The sequence below is a fragment of the Chondromyces crocatus genome, from assembly GCF_001189295.1.
GTDB lineage: Bacteria > Myxococcota_A > Polyangia > Polyangiales > Polyangiaceae > Chondromyces > Chondromyces crocatus.
On sequence record NZ_CP012159.1, the window covers coordinates 10,315,567 to 10,335,348 of the forward strand.

Annotated in this window: 17 protein-coding genes; 12 read left to right on the top strand and 5 right to left on the bottom strand. The window is 65.3% G+C overall.

Annotation, left to right across the window (positions count from 1 at the left end; all coding sequences use genetic code 11):
* Positions 1 to 10: 10 nt before the first annotated feature.
* Entirely contained in the window at positions 11 to 652 is a 642-nt protein-coding gene (locus CMC5_RS37320) for a hypothetical protein (protein ID WP_156339144.1), read from the bottom strand.
* 405 nt (positions 653 to 1,057) lie between these two features.
* Here CMC5_RS37320 and CMC5_RS37325 point away from each other — a divergent pair, with 405 nt between their 5' ends.
* Positions 1,058 to 1,795, top strand: a complete 738-nt coding sequence (locus CMC5_RS37325; RefSeq protein WP_050434862.1) for a metallophosphoesterase family protein — start codon at positions 1,058 to 1,060, stop codon at positions 1,793 to 1,795.
* A gap of 162 nt (positions 1,796 to 1,957) precedes the next feature.
* Here the strand turns inward: CMC5_RS37325 and CMC5_RS37330 are convergent, their stop codons facing one another.
* Together CMC5_RS37330 and rpoZ are read right to left on the bottom strand one after the other, a co-directional pair.
* A complete protein-coding gene (locus CMC5_RS37330; protein WP_050436364.1) occupies positions 1,958 to 2,782 on the bottom strand; it encodes a class I SAM-dependent methyltransferase in 825 nt (274 codons plus the stop codon).
* A gap of 87 nt (positions 2,783 to 2,869) precedes the next feature.
* Positions 2,870 to 3,109, bottom strand: a complete 240-nt coding sequence (gene rpoZ / locus CMC5_RS37335) for a DNA-directed RNA polymerase subunit omega (RefSeq protein ID WP_050434863.1) — start codon at positions 3,107 to 3,109, stop codon at positions 2,870 to 2,872.
* Positions 3,110 to 3,333: 224 nt separating this feature from the next.
* On the opposite strand from rpoZ, the gene pyrH reads away from it, so the two are divergent.
* From pyrH to CMC5_RS37350, 3 genes are read left to right on the top strand one after another with little or no spacing between them, the layout of a single operon-like run.
* The gene (gene pyrH / locus CMC5_RS37340) at positions 3,334 to 4,104 is read left to right on the top strand and encodes a UMP kinase (protein ID WP_156339376.1); all 771 of its coding nucleotides are present in this window, start codon (positions 3,334 to 3,336) and stop codon (positions 4,102 to 4,104) included.
* A 4-nt stretch (positions 4,105 to 4,108) separates the two neighbouring features.
* Complete coding sequence (locus tag CMC5_RS37345; protein WP_050434864.1) at positions 4,109 to 5,173, top strand: peptidyl-prolyl cis-trans isomerase; 1,065 nt, start codon at positions 4,109 to 4,111, stop codon at positions 5,171 to 5,173.
* On the top strand, positions 5,154 to 6,380 hold the full coding sequence (locus tag CMC5_RS37350) for a KamA family radical SAM protein (RefSeq protein WP_082363148.1): 1,227 nt from the start codon (positions 5,154 to 5,156) through the stop codon (positions 6,378 to 6,380). The genes CMC5_RS37345 and CMC5_RS37350 overlap by 20 nt, the downstream gene beginning before the upstream one ends.
* Here the strand turns inward: CMC5_RS37350 and CMC5_RS37355 are convergent.
* Together CMC5_RS37355 and CMC5_RS37360 are read right to left on the bottom strand one after the other, a co-directional pair.
* Positions 6,372 to 9,125 (bottom strand): protein kinase domain-containing protein, encoded by a 2,754-nt coding sequence (locus CMC5_RS37355; RefSeq protein WP_050434865.1) that lies wholly within the window; start codon positions 9,123 to 9,125, stop codon positions 6,372 to 6,374. The genes CMC5_RS37350 and CMC5_RS37355 overlap by 9 nt on opposite strands.
* A gap of 142 nt (positions 9,126 to 9,267) precedes the next feature.
* The gene (locus tag CMC5_RS37360; protein WP_156339145.1) at positions 9,268 to 9,669 is read right to left on the bottom strand and encodes a hypothetical protein; all 402 of its coding nucleotides are present in this window, start codon (positions 9,667 to 9,669) and stop codon (positions 9,268 to 9,270) included.
* Between the two features lie 283 nt (positions 9,670 to 9,952).
* On the opposite strand from CMC5_RS37360, the gene CMC5_RS37365 reads away from it, so the two are divergent.
* The 8 genes from CMC5_RS37365 to nusB all read left to right on the top strand — a co-directional run bounded on the left by CMC5_RS37365 (position 9,953) and on the right by nusB (position 19,708).
* Positions 9,953 to 11,515, top strand: coding sequence for an acyl-CoA carboxylase subunit beta (locus CMC5_RS37365; protein ID WP_050434867.1), 1,563 nt, complete (start codon positions 9,953 to 9,955; stop codon positions 11,513 to 11,515).
* A 449-nt stretch (positions 11,516 to 11,964) separates the two neighbouring features.
* Positions 11,965 to 12,438 (top strand): hypothetical protein, encoded by a 474-nt coding sequence (locus CMC5_RS46730; protein ID WP_218920158.1) that lies wholly within the window; start codon positions 11,965 to 11,967, stop codon positions 12,436 to 12,438.
* Between the two features lie 1,118 nt (positions 12,439 to 13,556).
* A complete protein-coding gene (locus CMC5_RS37380; protein ID WP_245678083.1) occupies positions 13,557 to 16,457 on the top strand; it encodes an Rne/Rng family ribonuclease in 2,901 nt (966 codons plus the stop codon).
* 6 nt (positions 16,458 to 16,463) lie between these two features.
* Positions 16,464 to 16,844 carry a PilZ domain-containing protein gene (locus tag CMC5_RS37385; RefSeq protein WP_050434871.1) on the top strand — a complete coding sequence of 127 codons (381 nt, stop codon included), beginning with the start codon at positions 16,464 to 16,466 and terminating at the stop codon, positions 16,842 to 16,844.
* Positions 16,845 to 16,856: 12 nt separating this feature from the next.
* On the top strand, positions 16,857 to 17,561 hold the full coding sequence (locus CMC5_RS37390) for a riboflavin synthase (RefSeq protein ID WP_050434872.1): 705 nt from the start codon (positions 16,857 to 16,859) through the stop codon (positions 17,559 to 17,561).
* A gap of 16 nt (positions 17,562 to 17,577) precedes the next feature.
* A complete protein-coding gene (gene ribB / locus CMC5_RS37395; RefSeq protein ID WP_050434873.1) occupies positions 17,578 to 18,741 on the top strand; it encodes a 3,4-dihydroxy-2-butanone-4-phosphate synthase in 1,164 nt (387 codons plus the stop codon).
* A gap of 20 nt (positions 18,742 to 18,761) precedes the next feature.
* Positions 18,762 to 19,262: a 6,7-dimethyl-8-ribityllumazine synthase gene (ribH, locus tag CMC5_RS37400; RefSeq protein WP_050434874.1), complete on the top strand. Its 501-nt coding sequence runs from the start codon at positions 18,762 to 18,764 to the stop codon at positions 19,260 to 19,262.
* 23 nt (positions 19,263 to 19,285) lie between these two features.
* Positions 19,286 to 19,708, top strand: coding sequence for a transcription antitermination factor NusB (nusB, locus tag CMC5_RS37405; protein WP_050434875.1), 423 nt, complete (start codon positions 19,286 to 19,288; stop codon positions 19,706 to 19,708).
* Positions 19,709 to 19,782: the final 74 nt, after the last annotated feature.

Genomic DNA, 19,782 nt, shown 5'->3' on the forward strand with positions numbered 1-19,782 from the left:
GTATGCAGGGCTAGTTGAGCATTACGTAGTCCTCTGGCTCCAGAGGAACGTACTCGTCATCCCCATCCTGCATCGCCCGGGCGCGGATGCAGTCCACGGCGATATCGATCACCTCTTCCCATGTCGCCGTGGCGTAATACTCTTCCTCGGATACAGGGGGCAGCTTCGCGAGCCGAGCGGAGAGGACGAAGCGGTCCTCGTCGTTCATCAAGAAGGGCGTCATGTAGTCCCCACTGGGCTCGCCTTCGCTCGAGGACGAGGTGCCGTCGCCCTCTTTGCGAGCGCCTGATTCGACCAGAAGCGCTGCGTCATCGGCATCGTCGTCGTCGTCCTCGACTTCTTCGTCCTCTCTCACAACGCCGTCATGGTTCGCCGCTTCCGCGCTGGCCGGGTGGTGCAGAAGCTCACGCACGAGGACCATCGGGCTGAAGGCGAGATACGCACTCTCGAACTCCAGGCGCCATTCGGAAGGATCGTCGGCGTCAGCGCGCCACCACGACGCGTGTTTTCGGCGGACGACCTCTCCGAAGTAGGCGCCCGCCGCGTTCACGAGGAGGAGCTTCACCTCTTCCTTGGACTCCACGCCGTTCCGCGCCTGGTTCAGGTAGTGATCCAGAAGAGGCAGCGTCTCGGGCGTATAATCCAGCGGCACGCCCAGGGCCTTCTCCACAAACTTGACGCAGCTGCGCGCAAGGTCCGCAACAAGGGGAGGCACGTCGGCTCCCACGGCGTCAGTAGGGTGAGGGCTCACGCCATTTTTGTCTTTTGTATCCATCGGCTCGTTCCTCGTCACACGGTGGGCCCGGGGACACCCCCTCGAGCTCCAGCACTCTGGCTGAACTCGTCAGTTCGTCGCCTGCCCTACCCTTCGTCGAACCTCGTCGATCTACACTAGCGTAACTCGACAGGGACATCCGACCAGGCCCCCGCCTCCCTGCCCCCTTCGAGCTCGAATATCTCCGGGTTGCTGCGGGCTTCGACGAGATCGTCAGGGACTCGTCTGGAATTGCTACCGTGATTTCGGCGTGCTCGTGCTAGACTCCGCCCTCACGTCGAAATGAGACTCGGGATCTTCAGCGACACGCACGCCAACTACGAGGCGCTCAGCGCTGTTCTCGAGGCGTATAGGAAAGAACGTATCGACGTTTACTATTGCCTCGGGGATACCGTCGGCTACGGCGGCTCGCCCAACGAGTGCGCCGACCTCGTTCGGAAAATTTCACGCAAGACCATCCTTGGCAACCATGACGCAGCGGTCGCTGGTCGCATGGACTACTCATATTATTATGAGGCAGCCCGCCATGCGCTCGACGCCCACGCGTCAATGCTGTCGCCAGAGAACACGGCCTGGCTGAAAAGTCTCACGTACATGGAGAAGCTGCCGGACATCGGCGTCGATCTCTGTCACGGCTCCCCAGTACGCCTCGAAGAGTTCGAGTACATCTTCGCTCCCGAGCAAGCACGTGAGTGTTTGCCGATGTACGGTGAACTCGGTCACATCACCCTCATCGGGCACTCTCATCTCTGCAAGGTTTTCGCGCTGACACCCACGACGGTGGAAGAGCTGCCGGCAGTCGATTTCACGCTCGATTCGAACCGCAAATACATCGTCAGTGTCGGCTCTGTGGGTCAGCCTCGCGATTACGACAATCGCGCGAGCTACACGATCTACGACAGCGACGCCAAACGGTTCGAGTTCCGTCGCGTCGAGTACGACATCGAGAGCGCTGCGGAGAAGGTCCTCCGCGCCAAGCTCGAACGCAACTTCGCGCACCGACTCTACATCGGCGTCTGAGGGCATCGAGTCGGCACTCTCGGGTGCCGGTTCGACGCTCGAGCGCGTCGAACGAATCCGGACGGCGAACGCTGCACAAAGTCCGGACCGACGCGTGCCCCCCGGGAAGGTGGGAGCCGAGTCGTCAATCCATCCGCACCAAGAGAGCGCAGACGCGAGGCGTCACGCTGGACGCCAGCCTCGCCGGAGCTTGCAATGGAACACGAGCGACTCCGAGTCGCTCGTCGCTGCCGAGCCTTCGAAATCGCCTTCGAGGGAGGTGATGCGAAAGCCATTGTAATGGAGGAGCGCCTCCAGCTCCTGGGGATGGAACTGACGGTGCGCCAGCGGGGTCATCCAGGAGTCGCCACCGTTCACAGGGGAGAACTCCATCGCGACGAACAGAACCTGGCGGAGTTTGTCGTAATCGAAGCGCTCCGAATACCGAACCAGCATCGAGCTGCTGGAGGCGTCGGGATAGCGGAACCGCGGCGTCGAGTAAGCGCGGGCAGGATCGCGTGCGAGCTCTGAAGGCTGCGGCATGGAGACGTCGAAGACCAGGCTCCCGTTCGGAGTGAGGTGCTCCCTCGTGCGGGCGAGGAATGCCTCGACATCCTTCCTCTCATAGAGATGCAGGAACGCATTGAAGGGACAGATCACCAGGGGAAAGCGGCGGCCCAGGCGCAGTCGGCGCATGTCACCACGCCGCACGTCGATTCGATCGACGGTGTGGGTCGGCTCTTGCTGCATCCGACGTCGAAGGTCGTCCAGCATGGGCGCTGAGCGGTCGACGCCGACGATATCGAGGCCGAGGCGGGCAATGGGCAAGGTGATGCGGCCGTTTCCGCAACCAACCTCCAGGATCGGTCCACCGTGCTTGCTGGCCAGGTCGACATAGTACGCGACGTCTTCCGTGCGACGGGCGTAGGTCTGCTGGTAGTAGGCAGGATCTTCGTAATGAGCCGAGGTGCCAGCCTCTAGCTCGGCGTCCTCAGGATGACGCGTCACGCCAGCACCCACGGGTGCAACATGGGCATGTTTGCAAGGATGTCGATCAGGGGTGGGAAACGACCCGGGTCACCCTTCAGGTGACAGCTACCGATTCGCGACCCCGACTTGCTTGAGCCACTCGTTCACCACTTCGTGCGAGCTGCGGTTGAAGTGGACTTTGCCGGCAGCGATTTCACGAAGAGCCGTCACAGCCGGCTTGTTCTTCGTTCGAACCTCGGCGTCCGCGCCCTTCATCAGCTGGCGCGTTCGCTGCGCAGCCAGGATCACCAGGGCGAACCGGTTCTCTTCACGCTCCAGGCAGTCTTCGACGGTCACACGAGCCATAGATGCGCGGAGGCTAGCGCCCTCCTCCGTGGGGGGCAACAGTCATTCCGGGTCTTCGTCCCTGCGCGCAGGCCGCCAAGTGTTCAGTCGTCGGCATGCTCGGGCCGCTCGGGTCGCTCGACTCCTCACGAAATGGGCGCCGTGGCGCGCAGTTCCAGGGTGACGATGCCACGAAGGACCTGTGCGGGTTGCCCTCGGGACATCATCCGACTACGAGAGCGTGCGTGACTGAAGAGAAGGACTCCATTCTCCCGCCGTCTCCCAGTCTGGCCGCCGGACTCAAGTACCGACGAATCGTTCTGAAGATCAGTGGCGAAGCCCTCTGCGGCGAAGAGGGAGGATTCGGGATCCGACCCGAGACCCTGCATCGTGTGGCCGCAGAGATCGCCGAGCTTCAGCGATTGGGTGTCCAGATAGGCATCGTCGTGGGAGGCGGAAACATTTTCCGCGGGCTGAAGGGCGCGAGCGCCGGGATGGATCGCTCCCAGAGCGACTACATGGGGATGCTCGCCACCGTCATCAATTCGCTGGCCTTGCAGGATTCCCTCGAAAAAGCGTCGGTGTCCACGCGCGTGATGACGGCCCTGGAGATCCGACAGATTGCCGAGCCCTACATCCGACGGCGCGCGATGCGTCACCTGGAGAAGGGATCGGTCGTGATCTTCGCCGCTGGCACCGGGAATCCTTATTTCTCGACGGACACGGCTGCGGCGCTGCGAGCAATGGAGGTCCAGGCGCAGGCCTTGTTCAAGGCGACCAAGGTCGAGGGCATCTACGACCGTGATCCCCGCCGCCACGAGGACGCTCAGATGTTCACCCGGCTGACCTACGACCGCTTCCTGGTCGACAAGATCGGGGTGATGGACTCCACGGCAGTGACCTTGTGTCGCGAAAACCGACTTCCCATTCGTGTTTTCAAGCTGACCACGCGAGGCAATATCCTGCGGGTATGCCGCGGCGAGGACATCGGCACCGTCGTGGAGGAGGAAGCCTAGGTCCATGTCCGGCTCACGCTACCTGCCGACGCTCCTCGCCGCCGCGGTGTCGCTAGGGCTTCTGGGCTGCAACGAGAAGGCGGTCGAGCAGCTCCCGGACGCTGGCGCGTCGGCCTTCGGTTTGTCGGCGGAGCAGTCGTCGCGGGTGCTGGCCAAGGTGGGTGATCGGGTCATCACCCTGGGCGACTTCGCGGCGGCGCTGGATCAGATGGACCAGTTCGACCGCCTTCGATACCAGTCGAAAGAGCGACGGCGCGAGCTTCTCAGTGAACTGGTCGACGTCGAGCTGCTGGCGATGGAGGCGCAACGGCGCGGCCTCGACAAGGAGCCGGACGTGCAGGACGCGCTCCGACAGACGATGCGCGATGCCATCCTCGCCCAGGAGCGACGGTCATTGCCCGCTCCTGCGGAGATCTCGGCCGAGGAGGTTCGCGCCTATTTCGACGCAAACAGCGACAAGTTCGTGGAACCAGAGCGGCGACGGCTGGCGGCGATCGTTCTCAAGAGCCGTGCCGATGCCGAGAAGGTCCTGAAAGAGGCCCAGAAGGCGAACACCGCCATCGCCTGGGGCGAGCTGTTTTTCAAGCAGTCCATTTCGGCACCGAAGGTCCGAGACGCGAATGCGCCCGTCGATCTGGCAGGCGACCTCGGAATCGTCGGACCACCCGGAGACGCGCGCGGGGGCAATCCACAGATCCCGGAGCCCTTGCGCGTGGCGGCGTTCCAGATCGGGAATGTGGGTGAGGTGGCGCCAGAGGTCCTCGAGGCCCAAGGGAAGTACTACGTCATCCGGATGACGGGGATCACCGCAGGGCACCGGAGGACGCTGGCCGAGGCAGACCGATCGATCCGGGTCGCTCTCCTGCAGCGAAAGACCCAGGAGCAGGAGGCTTCCTTGAGGGAGTCGCTGAAGCAGAAGATCCGCGTCGAAGTGGACGAGGCGGCGCTCGCCTCGGTGAAGCTGCCAGATCCTGCGACGGCGGGCCCCTATCCAGGCTATCAGCCGCCCTCGGCGCCTACCTCCCTGCCCTCCGAAGGGGGCACCAAGCATGGAAACGGCGGAAACTGAAGGTCTGCTGGCCGCCAGCAAGCTCGTTCGAGCCGCGGACACAGCACCCGATGTACCTGGCATTGCGCCGAATGGCAGCCCTCGTCGCTCGAAGCGGCCGGCGGGGCCCCGGGACTGGACCTGGCAGCTTCGACATGCCGTCACGACCGCAGAGGGGCTCGCGAAGACGCTTTCTCTGACGCCCGACGAGCTCGCCGGAGCTCGACGCGCCGAGGAAGCAGGTCTGCCGATCCGGGTGACTCCCTACTATCTGCAGCTCTGCGATCGTGACGATCCGACCTGTCCGATCCGCCTCCAGTGTGTTCCTCGTCTCGACGAGAGCGCGGTCGTCGAGGGAGATCTCGCAGACCCGCTGGGAGAGGAGGCCCACGAGGTCGCTCCGCATCTCGTGCAGCGTTATCCGGACCGGGCACTGCTGCTGGCCACCGATCGGTGCGCCGTTTACTGCCGCTTCTGCACCCGCTCACGGATGGTGGGCGATGGCGGTGGGAGCGTCTCCCTCGACAAGCTGGACCCGGCGTTCACCTACCTCGCCGCCCATCCGGAGGTGCGTGACGTCATCCTGAGCGGAGGAGATCCGCTCTCCATGTCCACGGACCGGCTAGTGCGGGTCATCGCCCGCCTCCGTGAGATCGAGTCCATCGAGACGATCCGCCTGGCAACACGGACTCCCGTGACGCTCCCGCAGCGCATCACGGGAGAGCTGGTGCGGGCGTTGAAACCCCACCATCCGCTCTGGGTGATGACGCACTTCAACCACCCCAAGGAGCTGACACCGGAGGCCGAGAGAGCGTGCCGACGGCTCGTGGATCACGGGTTCCCGGTGATGAACCAGACGGTGCTGCTGCGCGGCATCAACGACGACGCAGCGACGTTGGAAACCCTCTTCCGAGGGCTGGTGCGCTGGCGGGTTCGGCCCTATTACCTGCTCCAGATGGATCCGGTGCGGGGGACTTCGCACCTTCGAACTGCGCTCGCTCGGGGCATCCAGATCATGGAGCGGCTCCAGGGGCACCTGACCGGCATCGCGTTGCCGAAGTTCATCGTCGATACGCCGGGAGGCATGGGAAAGATCCCGATGGGGCCGAGCTATGTCGTCTCGCACAGGCCAGGGGTGACACGAGTTCGCACCCACCGAGGCGTCGAGGTCGACTACGTCGATCCACCGGACGCATCGGCGTCGGTCCCAGCCAGCACGTCAATCTAGAGGCTTTCGCGACAGCACCTTCACCACCCGGAACGAGAGGTTGGTGTTGCGGGTCAGCGCAAAGAAGCGAGCGCGCGACGCGCTCCTGCAGCGCTGATCGTCGCTGGCCCAATTTCCCGAGCGAAAGACGCGCCAGGTCGACGCATCCCGCTCGACATCGACACTCGGCTCGGGCTCGCCGAGCGCATCGGCCCAGGTCTTCTCTCCGTAAATGTCGCCCACCCACTCCCGCATGCCGCCAGCCATGTCGCGGACGCCGTAGGGCGAGACATCCGCAACGAACGTCCCCACCGGCTCGGGTTGCGGGATGAAGGGTCTCGACGTCCTCATCAGGCAGAAGGTCGAGTCGAAGTGGTCCCCCCAGGGATAGAATCTCCCGTCCGCTCCGCGGGCGGCCTTCTCCCATTCCATCTCGCTGGGGAGGCGGATCTCGGCTCCTTCCTTCTCGGAGCGGTACCGGCAGTAGGCGACCGCGTCGAACCAGTCGATGAGGAACACCGGCAGGTTCCACAGGTGCCCCTTCTCCGCAGGGTAGAGCTTGCGCGTCTCGCCTTCGAGAACCGTCGGGATCGGCTCCCACCCCCCACCATTCGCTGGCTGGACGACATAGCCCTCCGAGCCGCGCGTGTCGTGAGGCGCTCGCTTCAGGGCAAAACCGAGGTCCCTCGTCTCGAGGTCATTGAGGAAGTCACAGTATTCGCGGAACGTGACGGGAAATTTTGCAATGGCAAAGTCCGGGACCACGAGATCGGTGCGCCGCAGTGACTCGATCGCGTCGGGATCGCCTCCGGCGATGAAGGTGCCTCCGGGTACATAGATGAACCCGTCGCCAATCTCGGCGTCGGTGAACAGATTCACCTCGGCGTGGTGGTGGTCGCCCCGCTTCAGCAGGACGGGGTACCGCACATCACGGTATCCCGCGCGCTTGAGCACGAACAGGTAGCTCCCAGGGCTGAGGCGGGCGTCGCGGAGGGGCGTGCGGCCCAGATAGCGCTCGTCGCTCGCCACGAGGACGCGATCTTTCTCCACGTACCGGTAAGCGAGCACGGCCGCGCCGCTGGGCCAGGTGTCAATCGAGATCGCCGCATCCGCTTTGAGCAGGGCAGCGTAGGTGCCCACATCGAACTCGGAGACGAGAGCTTCGTAGTAAATGCGCTCGGCCTGCCGCCGCTCTTCATCGGCGCGCTGAGCCCTCTTCCAGTACAGGTCTGCCAGACCCGCTCGGGCCTCGGACGAGTCGGGATCGTAGGCCAGGGCCTTGGTGTAGAGGTCGATGGCCTCCGCGTTCGCGCGCGCCTGCTCTCGCTCCACCTCTGCTGCCCGGTCTTCCAGCTCCCAGCCGGCGCGTTTTCGCTCGATGGGCTCGTGGCCTTTGACGTCCTGGAGCAGCCGACGGGCTTCCTCCTGAAGCCACTGACGCTCCGCGGTGAGGTCGTGGTCCCGCTGCAAGGGCGTCTTCGCCAGGGCGCAGAGTTTCCCTGCCTCCTCGCGACGCCGAGAGCGTTCCTTGGCGCCCTCGAGGAAGGCATCGACTTCGGCGGCGACCACGTCGGCGGACGCAGGTCGCTTCGAAGGATCCTTGGCCAGCATCGCCATGCACAGGTCCTCGAGGATGAGCGGGCAGCTGGGAACGATCGTACGAGGTGGCCTGGGCTCTCGCGTCTGCGTGGCCAGAATGACCGCAAGGACCGTCGGAGCGTCGAAGGGATGTTCGCCGGTCAGGATCTCGTACAGCACGACCCCCAGCGCGAAGATGTCGACCCGGTGGTCGATGCGGTCGTGATCTCCGCGGATCTGCTCGGGCGCGATGTAGCCAGGTGTCCCGGAGAGTCCGCTGGGCAAGGTCCCTCCCCCCTTCCGATCGAACGCACGGCCGAAGCCGTCCAGGCGCAGCGGTTCGCTGCTCATCGATCGTGAGTCGGGCGCACTGTCGACCCGACAGGACAGGGGCTTCGCGTTCCCCCAGTCCGCGAGATAAATCTCGCCGTAATCGCCCAGGAGCACGTTCTCAGGCTTGATGTCGCGATGGATGACGCCCCGCCGATGGGCATAGGCGAGCGCACGCGAGACCTGGACGAAGGCGCCCATGAGCCGGACCAGGGACCACTGTCGCCGTAGCTCGTGACTGGCAAGCACGTCTTGCAAGCTCTGCTGCTTGACGACGCGCATCGTGTAGAACGGCAACCCTTCGGCCAGCCGACCGAGATCGTAGACCGGGATGATGTTGGGGTGCTCGAGCTGAGCGGTGATGCGTGCCTCCGCCATGAAGCGCTCCACCACGCCAGGCTCGTCCGTCACGCCAGGCAGCAGCATCTTCAGTGCGACGACACGGCCGATCTCCTGGTCGCGCGCCTTGACGACATTGCCAGCACCGCCCGTGCCGAGCGAGTTGCCGAGCTGGTAGCGGGCCGTCCGAGAGATCTCCTCCGAGAGCCTGGTCTCCGCAGGGCGCGCCGAGAGCGATGCACTTTGTGACGTCGCCGCCGCCGCCGAGGTGGTCATCGAAGCGGTCCCCGCCTCAGGGGTGGCCTGGATGGCAGGTTGGACACCTTCACTCGAAAGCTCGTCCATGAGCTGGTCGAGCTGCTCCTGCGTGAGCAGCTGCTCGACCAGCTCGCTCGCAGACGTTCCGCTGCCGAGCGCCACCCTGCAGGCGGTGTCCCAGAGTGCCTCTGGGGCGATGAACCCTCGCCTCACCGCGGCGAGTGCCAGGGCGCGAGCCTCACGGGTCTGACCGAGCTTCACGCGAGCGACCTCTCGTCCTGAGCGACGAAAGTCAGTCTAACCTGGAGACCAGGCCAGACGCCACGCATGCGTTCCTCTGTCACACGAGAGAGGTAGCGGCGGGCATGGGCTGACCCTGCGCCGCTCCACCTTCACGCGCGAACTACTGGGCAGGGCGAACACTCGCCAGACCGAATGCGCCATCGCGTGCCTGCGTGTCCACGCGGACGTATTCGATACCGCACCCGGAGGTGCCCATTTCAGTGATCAAGCCCTGGAAAAAGGGCACGCCTTGGTTTTGCAAACGCCCGAGATTCCAACGGATTGCAATATTTTTGCAAGTGCTGTCGGGAATCAGATCCGGGCAATCCACAAGGCGGAAAGCCGTTCCAGCGAGGATCTGCAGCTGCTCGGCCGACTTGTCGGCCGCCACCACGGTGATGACACTCGAGCCCTTCGTGTAGTTCACGACCTGCCCGGTCGCCGATATGGCTCCAGCGAGAACAGCGGACGACGACAGGGTCAAGGCGACGGTGACCAACGCGGCCATAGCACTCTGCTTCATGGCAACCTCCATGCACGCTGCGGCACAGAGTCATTCTCCGCGCAACGCCCAGCGAAGCGAAGTTACGAGTTCCTTGCATCTCGGTGCAAGAGAGCCCATCGCCACAACTGACGCGGCGACTGATTTTCGTAGGACCTTTCTTTCCCCTGGCACCGATTGTCGTACCGCTGGTGGTTCGAAGCAGGACGGGGCGTCGCGTCACTGACGGTCTACACATCGTAACCCCCGCACCGCGGCGGACTTTTCGCATCCAGACGTCCGCCATGGTAGGGGGTCGTTTCTCATGGCCGACACCACCACGACCGCCGACTTGCTCTCTCGCCTGGATGAGATGAACCGCCGCGCCATGGAGGGTGGTGGGGCAACGCGCATCGCGAAGCAGCACGAGGCTGGCAAGCTGTCCGCACGTGAGCGCATCGAGCTGCTCCTCGATCCAGGCTCCTTCGTCGAACTCGACCGCTTCGTCGTCCATCGGTGCACCGACTTCGACATGGCCCAGAACAAGATCCCCGGCGACGGTGTCGTCACGGGCTGGGGCCTGATCGATGGCCGCAAGGTCATGGTGTTCGCCCAGGATTTCACCGTGATCGGCGGCTCGCTCTCGAACGCCTATGCCCAGAAGATCTGCAAGGTCATGGAGCTGGCGATGAAGATCGGAGCCCCCATCATCGGGCTCAACGACTCCGGAGGCGCCAGGATCCAGGAGGGCGTGGAGTCTCTCGCGGGCTACGCCGACATCTTCCTGCGGAACACGCTCGCGAGCGGCGTCGTCCCGCAGCTGAGCGCCATCATGGGCCCCTGCGCCGGCGGTGCGGTCTACTCCCCTGCGATCACCGACTTCATCCTCATGGTCGAGGAGAGCAGCTACATGTTCATCACCGGCCCGGAGGTGATCAAGACCGTCACCAACGAGGACGTCACGAAGGAGGCCCTCGGCGGGGCCTCGACGCATGCCACGAAGAGCGGCGTGTGTCATCTCACCGCACCGGATGACCGCGCGGCCCTCGCGACCGTGCGGGAGCTCCTCTCTTTCCTGCCGTCGAACAACACCGAGGATCCCCCCCGGCGACCCGTATCCGACCCCGTCGACCGCGAGGTGACGAACCTCGACGCGATGATCCCTGCCGACTCGTCGAAGCCTTACGACATGAAGCAGGTCATCCGTACCGTGGTCGACGACGGCCACCTGTTCGAAGTGCAAGGCCGGCACGCGCAGAACATCGTCGTCGGGTTCGCGCGCATCGGCGGCGCCCCCATCGGAATCGTCGCCAACCAGCCCAGCGTTCTCGCGGGCTGCCTGGACATCAAGGCCAGCATCAAGGCAGCCCGCTTCGTTCGCTTCTGCGATTGTTTCAATATTCCGCTCGTGACCTTCGTCGACGTTCCCGGGTTCTTGCCGGGGACCGACCAGGAGTACGGTGGCATCATCACCCACGGTGCGAAACTGCTCTATGCGTTCGCCGAGGCCACGGTCCCCAAGGTGACGGTCATCACCCGCAAAGCGTACGGAGGTGCCTATGACGTCATGGCCTCCAAGCACATCCGCGCCGATTACAATCTCGCGTTTCCGACGGCCGAGATCGCGGTGATGGGTCCTGAAGGCGCGGTGAACATCGTCTACCGCAAAGAGATTCAGCAGGCGTCGGACCCGGCGGCCGCGCGAGCGCAGTTCGTTGCGGAGTACAAGGCCAAGTTCGCAAACCCTTACAAAGCCGCCGAGCTCGGGTTCATCGACGAGGTGATTTACCCCCGCACGCTCCGCATTCGGCTCGCTCGCGCCCTGGAGATGCTCCGGGACAAGCGCCAGAAGAACCCCCCGCGGAAACACGGCAACATTCCTCTCTGAGCAAAGCAGCCTCGACTGGGGGAACGCGCGCCTCGAGGCCAGGCGGCGCTTCCATGCCGTCGCGCGCCTCTCATTTTCGATCAGCACGCGAAAAGCACGGTTCCGCAGGTCGCCTGGACGACGGGGTGCCCTCGCCGGAGGACACACGCCCATTTCCCGAACGACAGCACGCGTACCCCGTGGGCAGCGTGCTGTCCGGTTGCACCTCGATGCGTGTGCGTGTAAACGTGGTTCTTAACGCACCGGCTCTGCCTGGGGCGTGGACGCGATGCTTCGTTGTCGGCCTCTCAACGAGAGGTACAGCTGTCGAACCAAGGGTCTGACAACCTCTGGTTGAAGTGAAGGCCCCGCTACGGGATCAGCCTTCAGGGCTCACGGTGATGGCGCCTGGTTTCGGTGGTCGCGGCTGGTAACTAACGTTCGGGTCACGTTTGCGGAGGTATAGAGTTATGAAGTCTTGGGTTCTTGCTGCAATTCTGGTGTCTGCGGGTGCTCTGGCGGCGTGTGACAGCGGTGACGGGAGCGACGGCGTGGGCGGCTCGGGCGGCGAGGGCGGTGGCGACACCACGACGACCACCACGACGACGACCACCACCACCGGCACCGACACGGAGACCGAGAACGCCTGCGCGGACGCAGACGCGGCCGGTGGGGCCTGCGCGGTTGACTCTGAGTGTGGCTCGTGCGCCATCCAGCAGACGTGCGCCCCGCTCGTGGTCGTCTGCTCCGGCAACGCGGCCTGCCTGGCGATCAACACCTGCGCCAACGCCTGCCCGGATGACGACGATCAGTGCTACGAGGACTGCTTCACGAACAACCCTGACGGCGTGGACGACTACTACGCCATCCAGGACTGCGTGGTCTGCGATGCATGTCCGACGACCTGCGACGCCGAAAACCGCGACGAGTGCTCGGGCACCTGAGCCCCTCGACAGCGTGTGATTGATGAAAGGGTGCCTCAGGGCACCCTTTCGTTTATTTGCACCACCGCTTGGTGGTCGGCGAGTCGAGCGATACGCCGAAGACTTGCTGCTTCCCTCCTTCTCCATCCCTGACGTCGTGCCGAACACTGCGGCGATTCGCCGCACCGGGCAGGGTGCACTCCATTGCAATGGAGAAGGCAAGCGTGTAGAGCCTTACGAGAAACCGAAGTCGTTTTCAGCGAGCTTTTCGTTTCTGTCAGCACTTCAAACCATCCGCAGGGGTGTCAAACCATCGCAGGGGTGTCAAAGCCTGCTGGCAATTCACGCCGCCATCGGGCGACTCGCTCGCCTGGAGTCCTCTGGCTCGTTGGCGGCGACGAACCGAGGCAATGGTCACTTGCAGGATGGTGGAGGTATTGCGCATGAAGCCTTGCATACTTGCAGTGCTCGTTGTGTCGGTCGCCATGCTGACAGCGTGCGATGGTGATGGGGATGGTGGCGCGGGTGGCGGAGACGACGCAGCTGGAGGAAACGGCGGCGGCGGGTCCACGACGACGACCACCACCTCCTCCACCGGTACGACCACGACTTCCACGACGACCTCCAGCGTGTCGGCATGCGAGGAGGGGGCTTCGGACTGCGCAGCGTGCCGAGAATGTGCCCTCATGACGGGCTCCTGCTCGGACGAGTTCACCATCTGCAAGAGCAACCTGGCCTGTCAGGGGCTGTACGGCTGTGCAGAAGACTGCCGCCTCAACTGCGCCTCATCAGCGGACCCGAGCTGCTTCGATACCTGCATGAATGGGCAGAACGGGTGCAACAGCCAGCACCCGGCTGGAGCTGCAGATTTCGCCGCATTGACTCGGTGCGTAGAGACGGAAGAATGCCCCACGCTCTGTGCCCCGCCGTGACCGAGCACGCGCGCCTCCACCGCGCCACTCGTACCGTGCCGATGTGACGTTCGAGGCGCGCCGCCCGTGCCGCGCCTCGGTGCTCGTGAGTTCGGCAGCCCCGCCCCACCAGCCTGGTGAAGCCTCCTCTGTCACGTCGCACGTCGCAGAGAGGGGCGTTCGTGGTGACCCCCACGTAAGGCGCCCTCGTTCATCGGTTGCGAGCGCGTGCATGTCTATCCGGGGTCTCGGACCGGGGTCAAGACCGTCCAGGCCCCGCTGGCTTGCTCGTCGCCCAAGATCGCCTTCAAGACACTGGGTTGCGCCTTCATGGCTTGGGCAACCCGTGGTAACGCTTGGCGAAGCCGCTCCTGTGCGGCATCCGACATGGCTAAGAATCTCCTCGTAATCAATGTCGACATCCGCGAGACCCGGGTCGCGCTGATCGAGAATGGGATCATTGCCGAGCTGCATATCGAACGGGAGAGCTCCACGGGAACTCTCGGTAACATCTACCTCGGCAAGGTGAGCCGCGTTCTGCCGGGTATGCAGGCGGCATTCATCGAAGTGGGACTGGAGCGCGCGGCGTTCCTCCACGTCGAAGATCTCATCCGACCAGACGACTTCGAAGCTTACCTGGCGGGACGGCGCCACCCATCAAGCGAAGAAGCGCGCGGTGGACGGCGAGCCTGGGCACCACGCCCGGGCGAACCCCACGTGCACGTGGAAGAGCCTGATGATGACCTGCCACACCTCGAAGCCTCCGAATCCGAGGCCGAGGAGGTGTTTTCCGCGCCACTCGAACACCAGCGGGAAGGAGAGGTCGAAGCTTCGATCGCTCTGCCAACAGCGCTGGACGTGCTCGAAGATTCCTCTTCGGGCGAAACAGACGAAGAACAAGGACCGTTCGTCGGCCTGGAAACCCTCGATGCTTCAGGCGACGTCGATGTCGACCGCGAAGACACCGACCTGGCACCAAGCAGTGAAGGGGACGACGACGCCCTCGAGGCAAGTGGCGCGCTGGCCCCCGCCTCGGACAGCGACGCGGCCACGGAATCTGTAGAGTCTACAGAGCCTGTAGAGGCTGCAGAGCAGGATGCTGAAGAGTCTCAGGCTCCGTCCGCGCCGAGCGACGACGACGATGTAGAAAGAGGTAACCTCTCTCCGCAAGACGCAGGGGTCGACCGGCAAGGCCAGGATCCAGACGCGAGCGCCGCTCCTGACGTCGACGCGGACGGCACTTCTGGCGACGACGCTGCGCTCCCGGGATACGAGACCGAGCCTTCCCTGGCCCAGGCCTCGACAGCGGCGCCCTCGTCAGAGGATGTCACTTCGGCGGAAGACGAGACGTCGGGCGCTGCGCAGGAGCTTTCCTCCAGCGACGCGCTCCTCGTCACGACGCCATCAGACGCGGAGCCCTCGCTCGAAGGAGCCCCAGACGCCAGTGTCGACGCTGGTGCCACCACCGAAGAGGTCCCCTCCGTCGCGCGCGCCCGCTCGGGGAGGACGCGCTCACGCCGTGAAGGCCGCGTCCGCCGATCCGGAAGGACCCGCGATCGCCGTGCAGAGATCGGCGCGGAGACCGAAGCAGCCCCTCCGCAGGAGCGGCCTGTCGGCAGCGGAGAGCGTCCCGAGGGAGCCCGCGAGCGCTCCAGTGGGCGCGAGGGCGGCCGAGAACGCGCTGCCACGCCGGAGGCGACGCGCGAAGGTCGGGAGACGCGCGAAGGTCGGGACAAAGAGCAACCGCGGGGACGCGAGGGGCGCGGCAAGGGGCGCGAGCGCTCACGCGAAGGGCGCGACCGCGAACAACCGCGAGGCAGAGACGGACGCGAGCGAGGCCGGGAGAGCCGTGAAGCCGAAGCACGGAACCGTACCCCCGCCCGGGCGCGCTCCAACGAACCCCCCCGCATCTCCAAGTCGACGCCGATCCGGGAAGTGATCCGCGAAGGCCAGGAGATCATCGTCCAGATCTCCAAGGAGCCGATCGGCACCAAGGGCGCGCGGGTGACCAGCCACGTCTCCCTCCCGGGCCGGTACGTCGTCTACCTTCCCACGGTCGACCACATCGGCATCTCCAAGCGCATCGGCTCCGAGAAGGAGCGCTCTCGCCTGCGCGAGTCGATCGAGTCGATGAAGCCCCCGCAAGGCGGCCTCATCGTGCGCACGCTCGCCGAGGGCCTCACCAAGAAGCAGCTCAAGGCCGACGTCGGCTACCTCGTGAGGCTGTGGGGCGAGATCGCCAAGAAGCGCGAGAGCGGCATCCGTGCCCCCACGGTGCTCTACACGGAGCTGGATCTCGTCCTCAAGACGGCCCGTGATCTGTTCACAGACGACATCGAAAAGATCGTCATCGACGATCGCGACGAGTACATGCGCCTCAAGCGCTTCGTCGAGATGTTCATGCCGGAGCGCGCCGACGCCGTGGAGTACTACGACGGCGAGGAGCCCATCTTCGACGCCTATGGCATCGAGGACGAGATCCAGCGAGCGCTGGCCCGCAAGGTTCCCCTCCCCTCCGGCGGCTACCTGATCATCGACCAGGCCGAGGCGCTCACCGCCATCGACGTCAACACCGGGCGCTTCGTTGGCAAGGGCTCGAAGGACCTCGAAGAGACGATCCTGGCCACCAACCTCGAAGCGGTGGAGGAGATCGCCTACCAGCTCCGATTCCGGAACATCGGCGGCTTGATCATCCTCGACTTGATCGACATGGAGCGTGCGCAGAACCGGGAGAAGGTCCGCAAGCGCCTCGAAGATCTCCTCGCCCGGGACAAGGCCAAGACCACCCTGAACCGCATCTCCGATCTCGGCCTCATCGAGATGACCCGGAAGCGGACGCGGGAGAGCCTGGGGCAGATGATCCTCGAGCCCTGCTTCTACTGCGACGGCACCGGCCAGCTCCAGTCGAAGCAGACCGTCGCCTACGAGATCCTTCGCCAGATCCGCAGGGAGCGACACCACCTCCCGGGCTACTCGGTCGTCGTGAACGCCCACCCGGCGGTGATCGACCTCCTGAAGAGCGATGAGCGTGTGGCGGTGATGGAAGCCGAGCGGCTCTTCCAGCGCCGGATCGATCTCGTCCCGCGCAAGGAGTACCACCTCGAGCAGTTCGATCTGCAGGGCAGGTAAGGCGCGATGGCGGACGATCAGGATCAAGAGAACAAGGCGATGGGACGTCAGGATGAGCGCGTCACCATCAACAAAGAGTTCGAGTCGTACGACGCCTTCATCAGCGAGTACGTCACGAATATCTCGCGAACCGGCGTGTTCATCCGCTCGAAGACGCCCCTCGCCGTCGGTACCAAGGTCAACCTCCGCTTCACGGTGATCATGGACGACATCGAGACCATCGAAGGTGTCGGTGAGGTGGTCCGCGTCGGCGACGACCCGCCCGGGATGGGTGTCGTGTTCACCGAGCTGTCGAGCTACTCCAAGGGACTCATCGACAAGTTGCTGACGAGCCAGCGCGCCCCCGGCGCGCAGCTCACCCGTCCGGCGGACAAGCCGGAGGAGTAGAAGCCGGAGCCGATGTTCACCGGGCTGGTCGAGACGATCGGCGTCCTGCGCCGCCGCGCAGGCGCCCCCCTCGCGCGTGCGCTGATCGAGGGTCAGCTCGGCGTTCTGGTGCTCGGCGACTCCATCAGCGTCAACGGCGCATGCCTCACCGTCGATCGCATCACCCCGGGCGGCTTCGAGTGCGACATGTCGCCGGAAACGCTGGAGCGGACGACCCTGGGACGGCTCCCCCTCGGGGCGCGGGTCCACCTGGAGCCTGCGACTCCCCTCGGCGGCCGCATGGGGGGTCACGTCGTCCTGGGGCACGTCGACGGCATCGGCCGGGTGACGGCCACCGAGCGCGCCGGCGCCGCCCTCCGCCTGGAGGTCAGTGCCCCAGCCGAGCTCGCGCGGTTCATCGCCCAGAAAGGCTCCATCGCCATCGACGGCGCCAGCCTGACCGTCAACGCCGCAGGCGAACCACGAGGCTCATCCTTCACCTTCGATGTCATGCTGGTCCCCCACACCCTGGGGAAGACCTTGCTCGGCGAGCTCAAGCCGGGATCCGCGGTGAACCTTGAAGTCGACGTGCTCGCGCGCTACGTGGCGCGACAGCTAGAGGTCGTGGCGCTGCAGGGTCGCAGCGTCCCCACCCACGAGGGGCGGGAGGAAGCGGATGAGCATGTCGATCCTGATCAACGAATCCTCCAGAAGCTACGAGCCGCAGGCTTCGCCTGACGCTGCTGGAAACGCCATGACACAACGGCTGACGATCGACGGCGCCGTGCTCGACCGGGTGAACCGCGGTCTCGAGCAGATTCGCGCTGGGCGCATGGTCATCCTCGTCGACGACGAGGACCGCGAGAACGAAGGCGACCTCTGCATGGCCGCCGATCTGGTGACGCCCGAGGCCATCAACTTCATGGCCATGCACGGGCGCGGCCTGATCTGCCTCACCCTCGACGAGGAGCAGGTCGCACGCCTCGAGCTGCCGATGATGGCTGCCCCGGGTCGCGGAGGCCCACCCCTCGGCACCGCCTTCACCGTCAGCATCGAAGCCCGGACCGGTGTCACCACCGGCATCAGCGCCGCCGACCGCGCCCACACGATCCGCGTCGCGATCAACCCCGATGGAAGGCCCGAGGACCTGGTGACCCCGGGCCACGTCTTCCCCCTCAAGGCCCGCCGCGGCGGTGTCCTCGTCCGCGCCGGCCAGACCGAAGGCTCTGTCGACCTCGCGCGCCTCGCCGGCCTCAGGACTGCGGGCGTCATCTGCGAGATCATGAACGACGACGGCACCATGGCCCGCATGCCGGACCTCGAAGCCTTCGCTGCGAAGCACGACCTGGTCATCCTCACCATCGCCGACCTGATCCAGTACCGCCTCCAGACCGAGCGCTTCGTGCGCCGCGTGAGCGAAGGCCCCGTGCGCCTCGACATGACCGGCTCCGAGTGGACGGGCATCGTCTACGAGATCGTTGGCGAGTCGCGCGAGTTCTTCGCCCTCGTGAAGGGCAACGTCGCCACCCCCGATCCCATTCTGTGCCGCGTCCACAGCGGCTCCCTCATCGGCGACCTCTTCAGCTCCACCCCCGCGGACGGCGGCTCCAACCTGCGCGAGGCCGTCACCGCCATCGAGAAGGCCGGCGCCGGCGTCGTCGTCTACATCCCCCCGCGCGGTGAGCTCCGGCAGGAGTTCGCGCAGCTCCGCAGCATCGCCGCCGGCGAACCGCCCCGTGTCGCGGAGGCCCCCTGGACCTTGCGTGAGTTCGGCCTCGGCGCCCAGGTCCTCGCCGACCTCGGCGTCCGCCAGATCCGCCTCCTCACCAACAGCCAACGCAAGATCGCGGGCCTCACGGGCTTCGGCCTCGAGGTCGTCGAACGCGTCCCGCTCTACTCCGTTCACGGCAACGCTTGAGGTTGAGGTAAGGAGCCCCCATGGCAGACAGCAAGCAGACGCCCGCGGTGATCGAGGGCAACCTGGTCGTCCCGCCCGGAGCGCGGTTCGTGCTCGTGGTGAGCCGCTTCAACCACTTCATCGTCGACCGCCTCACGGAGGGCGCGCTGGATGCCATCGCCCGCCACGGTGGCGATCCCGCGCGCGTCACCATCGTTCGCGTCCCTGGCGCCTGGGAGATCCCCACCGCCGTCGCCCGCATCGCGCGCAAGGGCGGCCCCAGCGCCATCATCGCCCTCGGCGCCGTCATCCGCGGCTCCACCCCCCACTTCGACTACGTCGCGGCGGAGGTCACCAAGGGCATCGCGTCCATCGCCCTCGACACGGGTGTCCCCGTCACCTTCGGCGTCCTCACCACCGACACCATCGAGCAAGCGATCGAGCGAGCAGGCACGAAGGCTGGCAACAAAGGCTGGGAAGCCGCCGTCAGCGCCATCGAGATGGTCTCCCTCGCCGCCGCGCTGGACGGCGCCGGCCTCTAGATCTAGAGACCCCGAGGACACACATGGGTGCTCGCTCAACCGGACGAGAGTCCGCGCTGCAGATGCTTTTTGCGATCGAGGTCAATGCGGACCCCGCACCTCGCGTCGTCACCAACTACTGGCGAGAAACGCCAGGCGATCCCGAGGGCCGTGACTACGCCGACGAGATCGTCCTCGGCATCGCCGGCGACCTCGACAAGGTCGATGGCATCATCCGCAAGGCCAGCACCAACTGGCGCATCGAGCGGATGGCGCGCGTCGACCGCAACGTCCTCCGCCTCGGCGCGTGGGAGCTGCTCCACCGTCAGGATGTCCCTCGCGCCGTCATCCTCGACGAGGCCGTCGAGCTGGCCAAGCGCTACGGCAGCGAGGACAGCGGCTCCTTCGTCAACGGCGTCCTCGACAAGATCGCCGAGAACCTGGGCCGCCTCGACCAGGATCGCTGAAGGCTCCTCTCGGCGGGCGGGCCGCGCGCCTCGGTCGAGCTGCGCGCTCCGTGCGATGAATGGCCCACGGAACT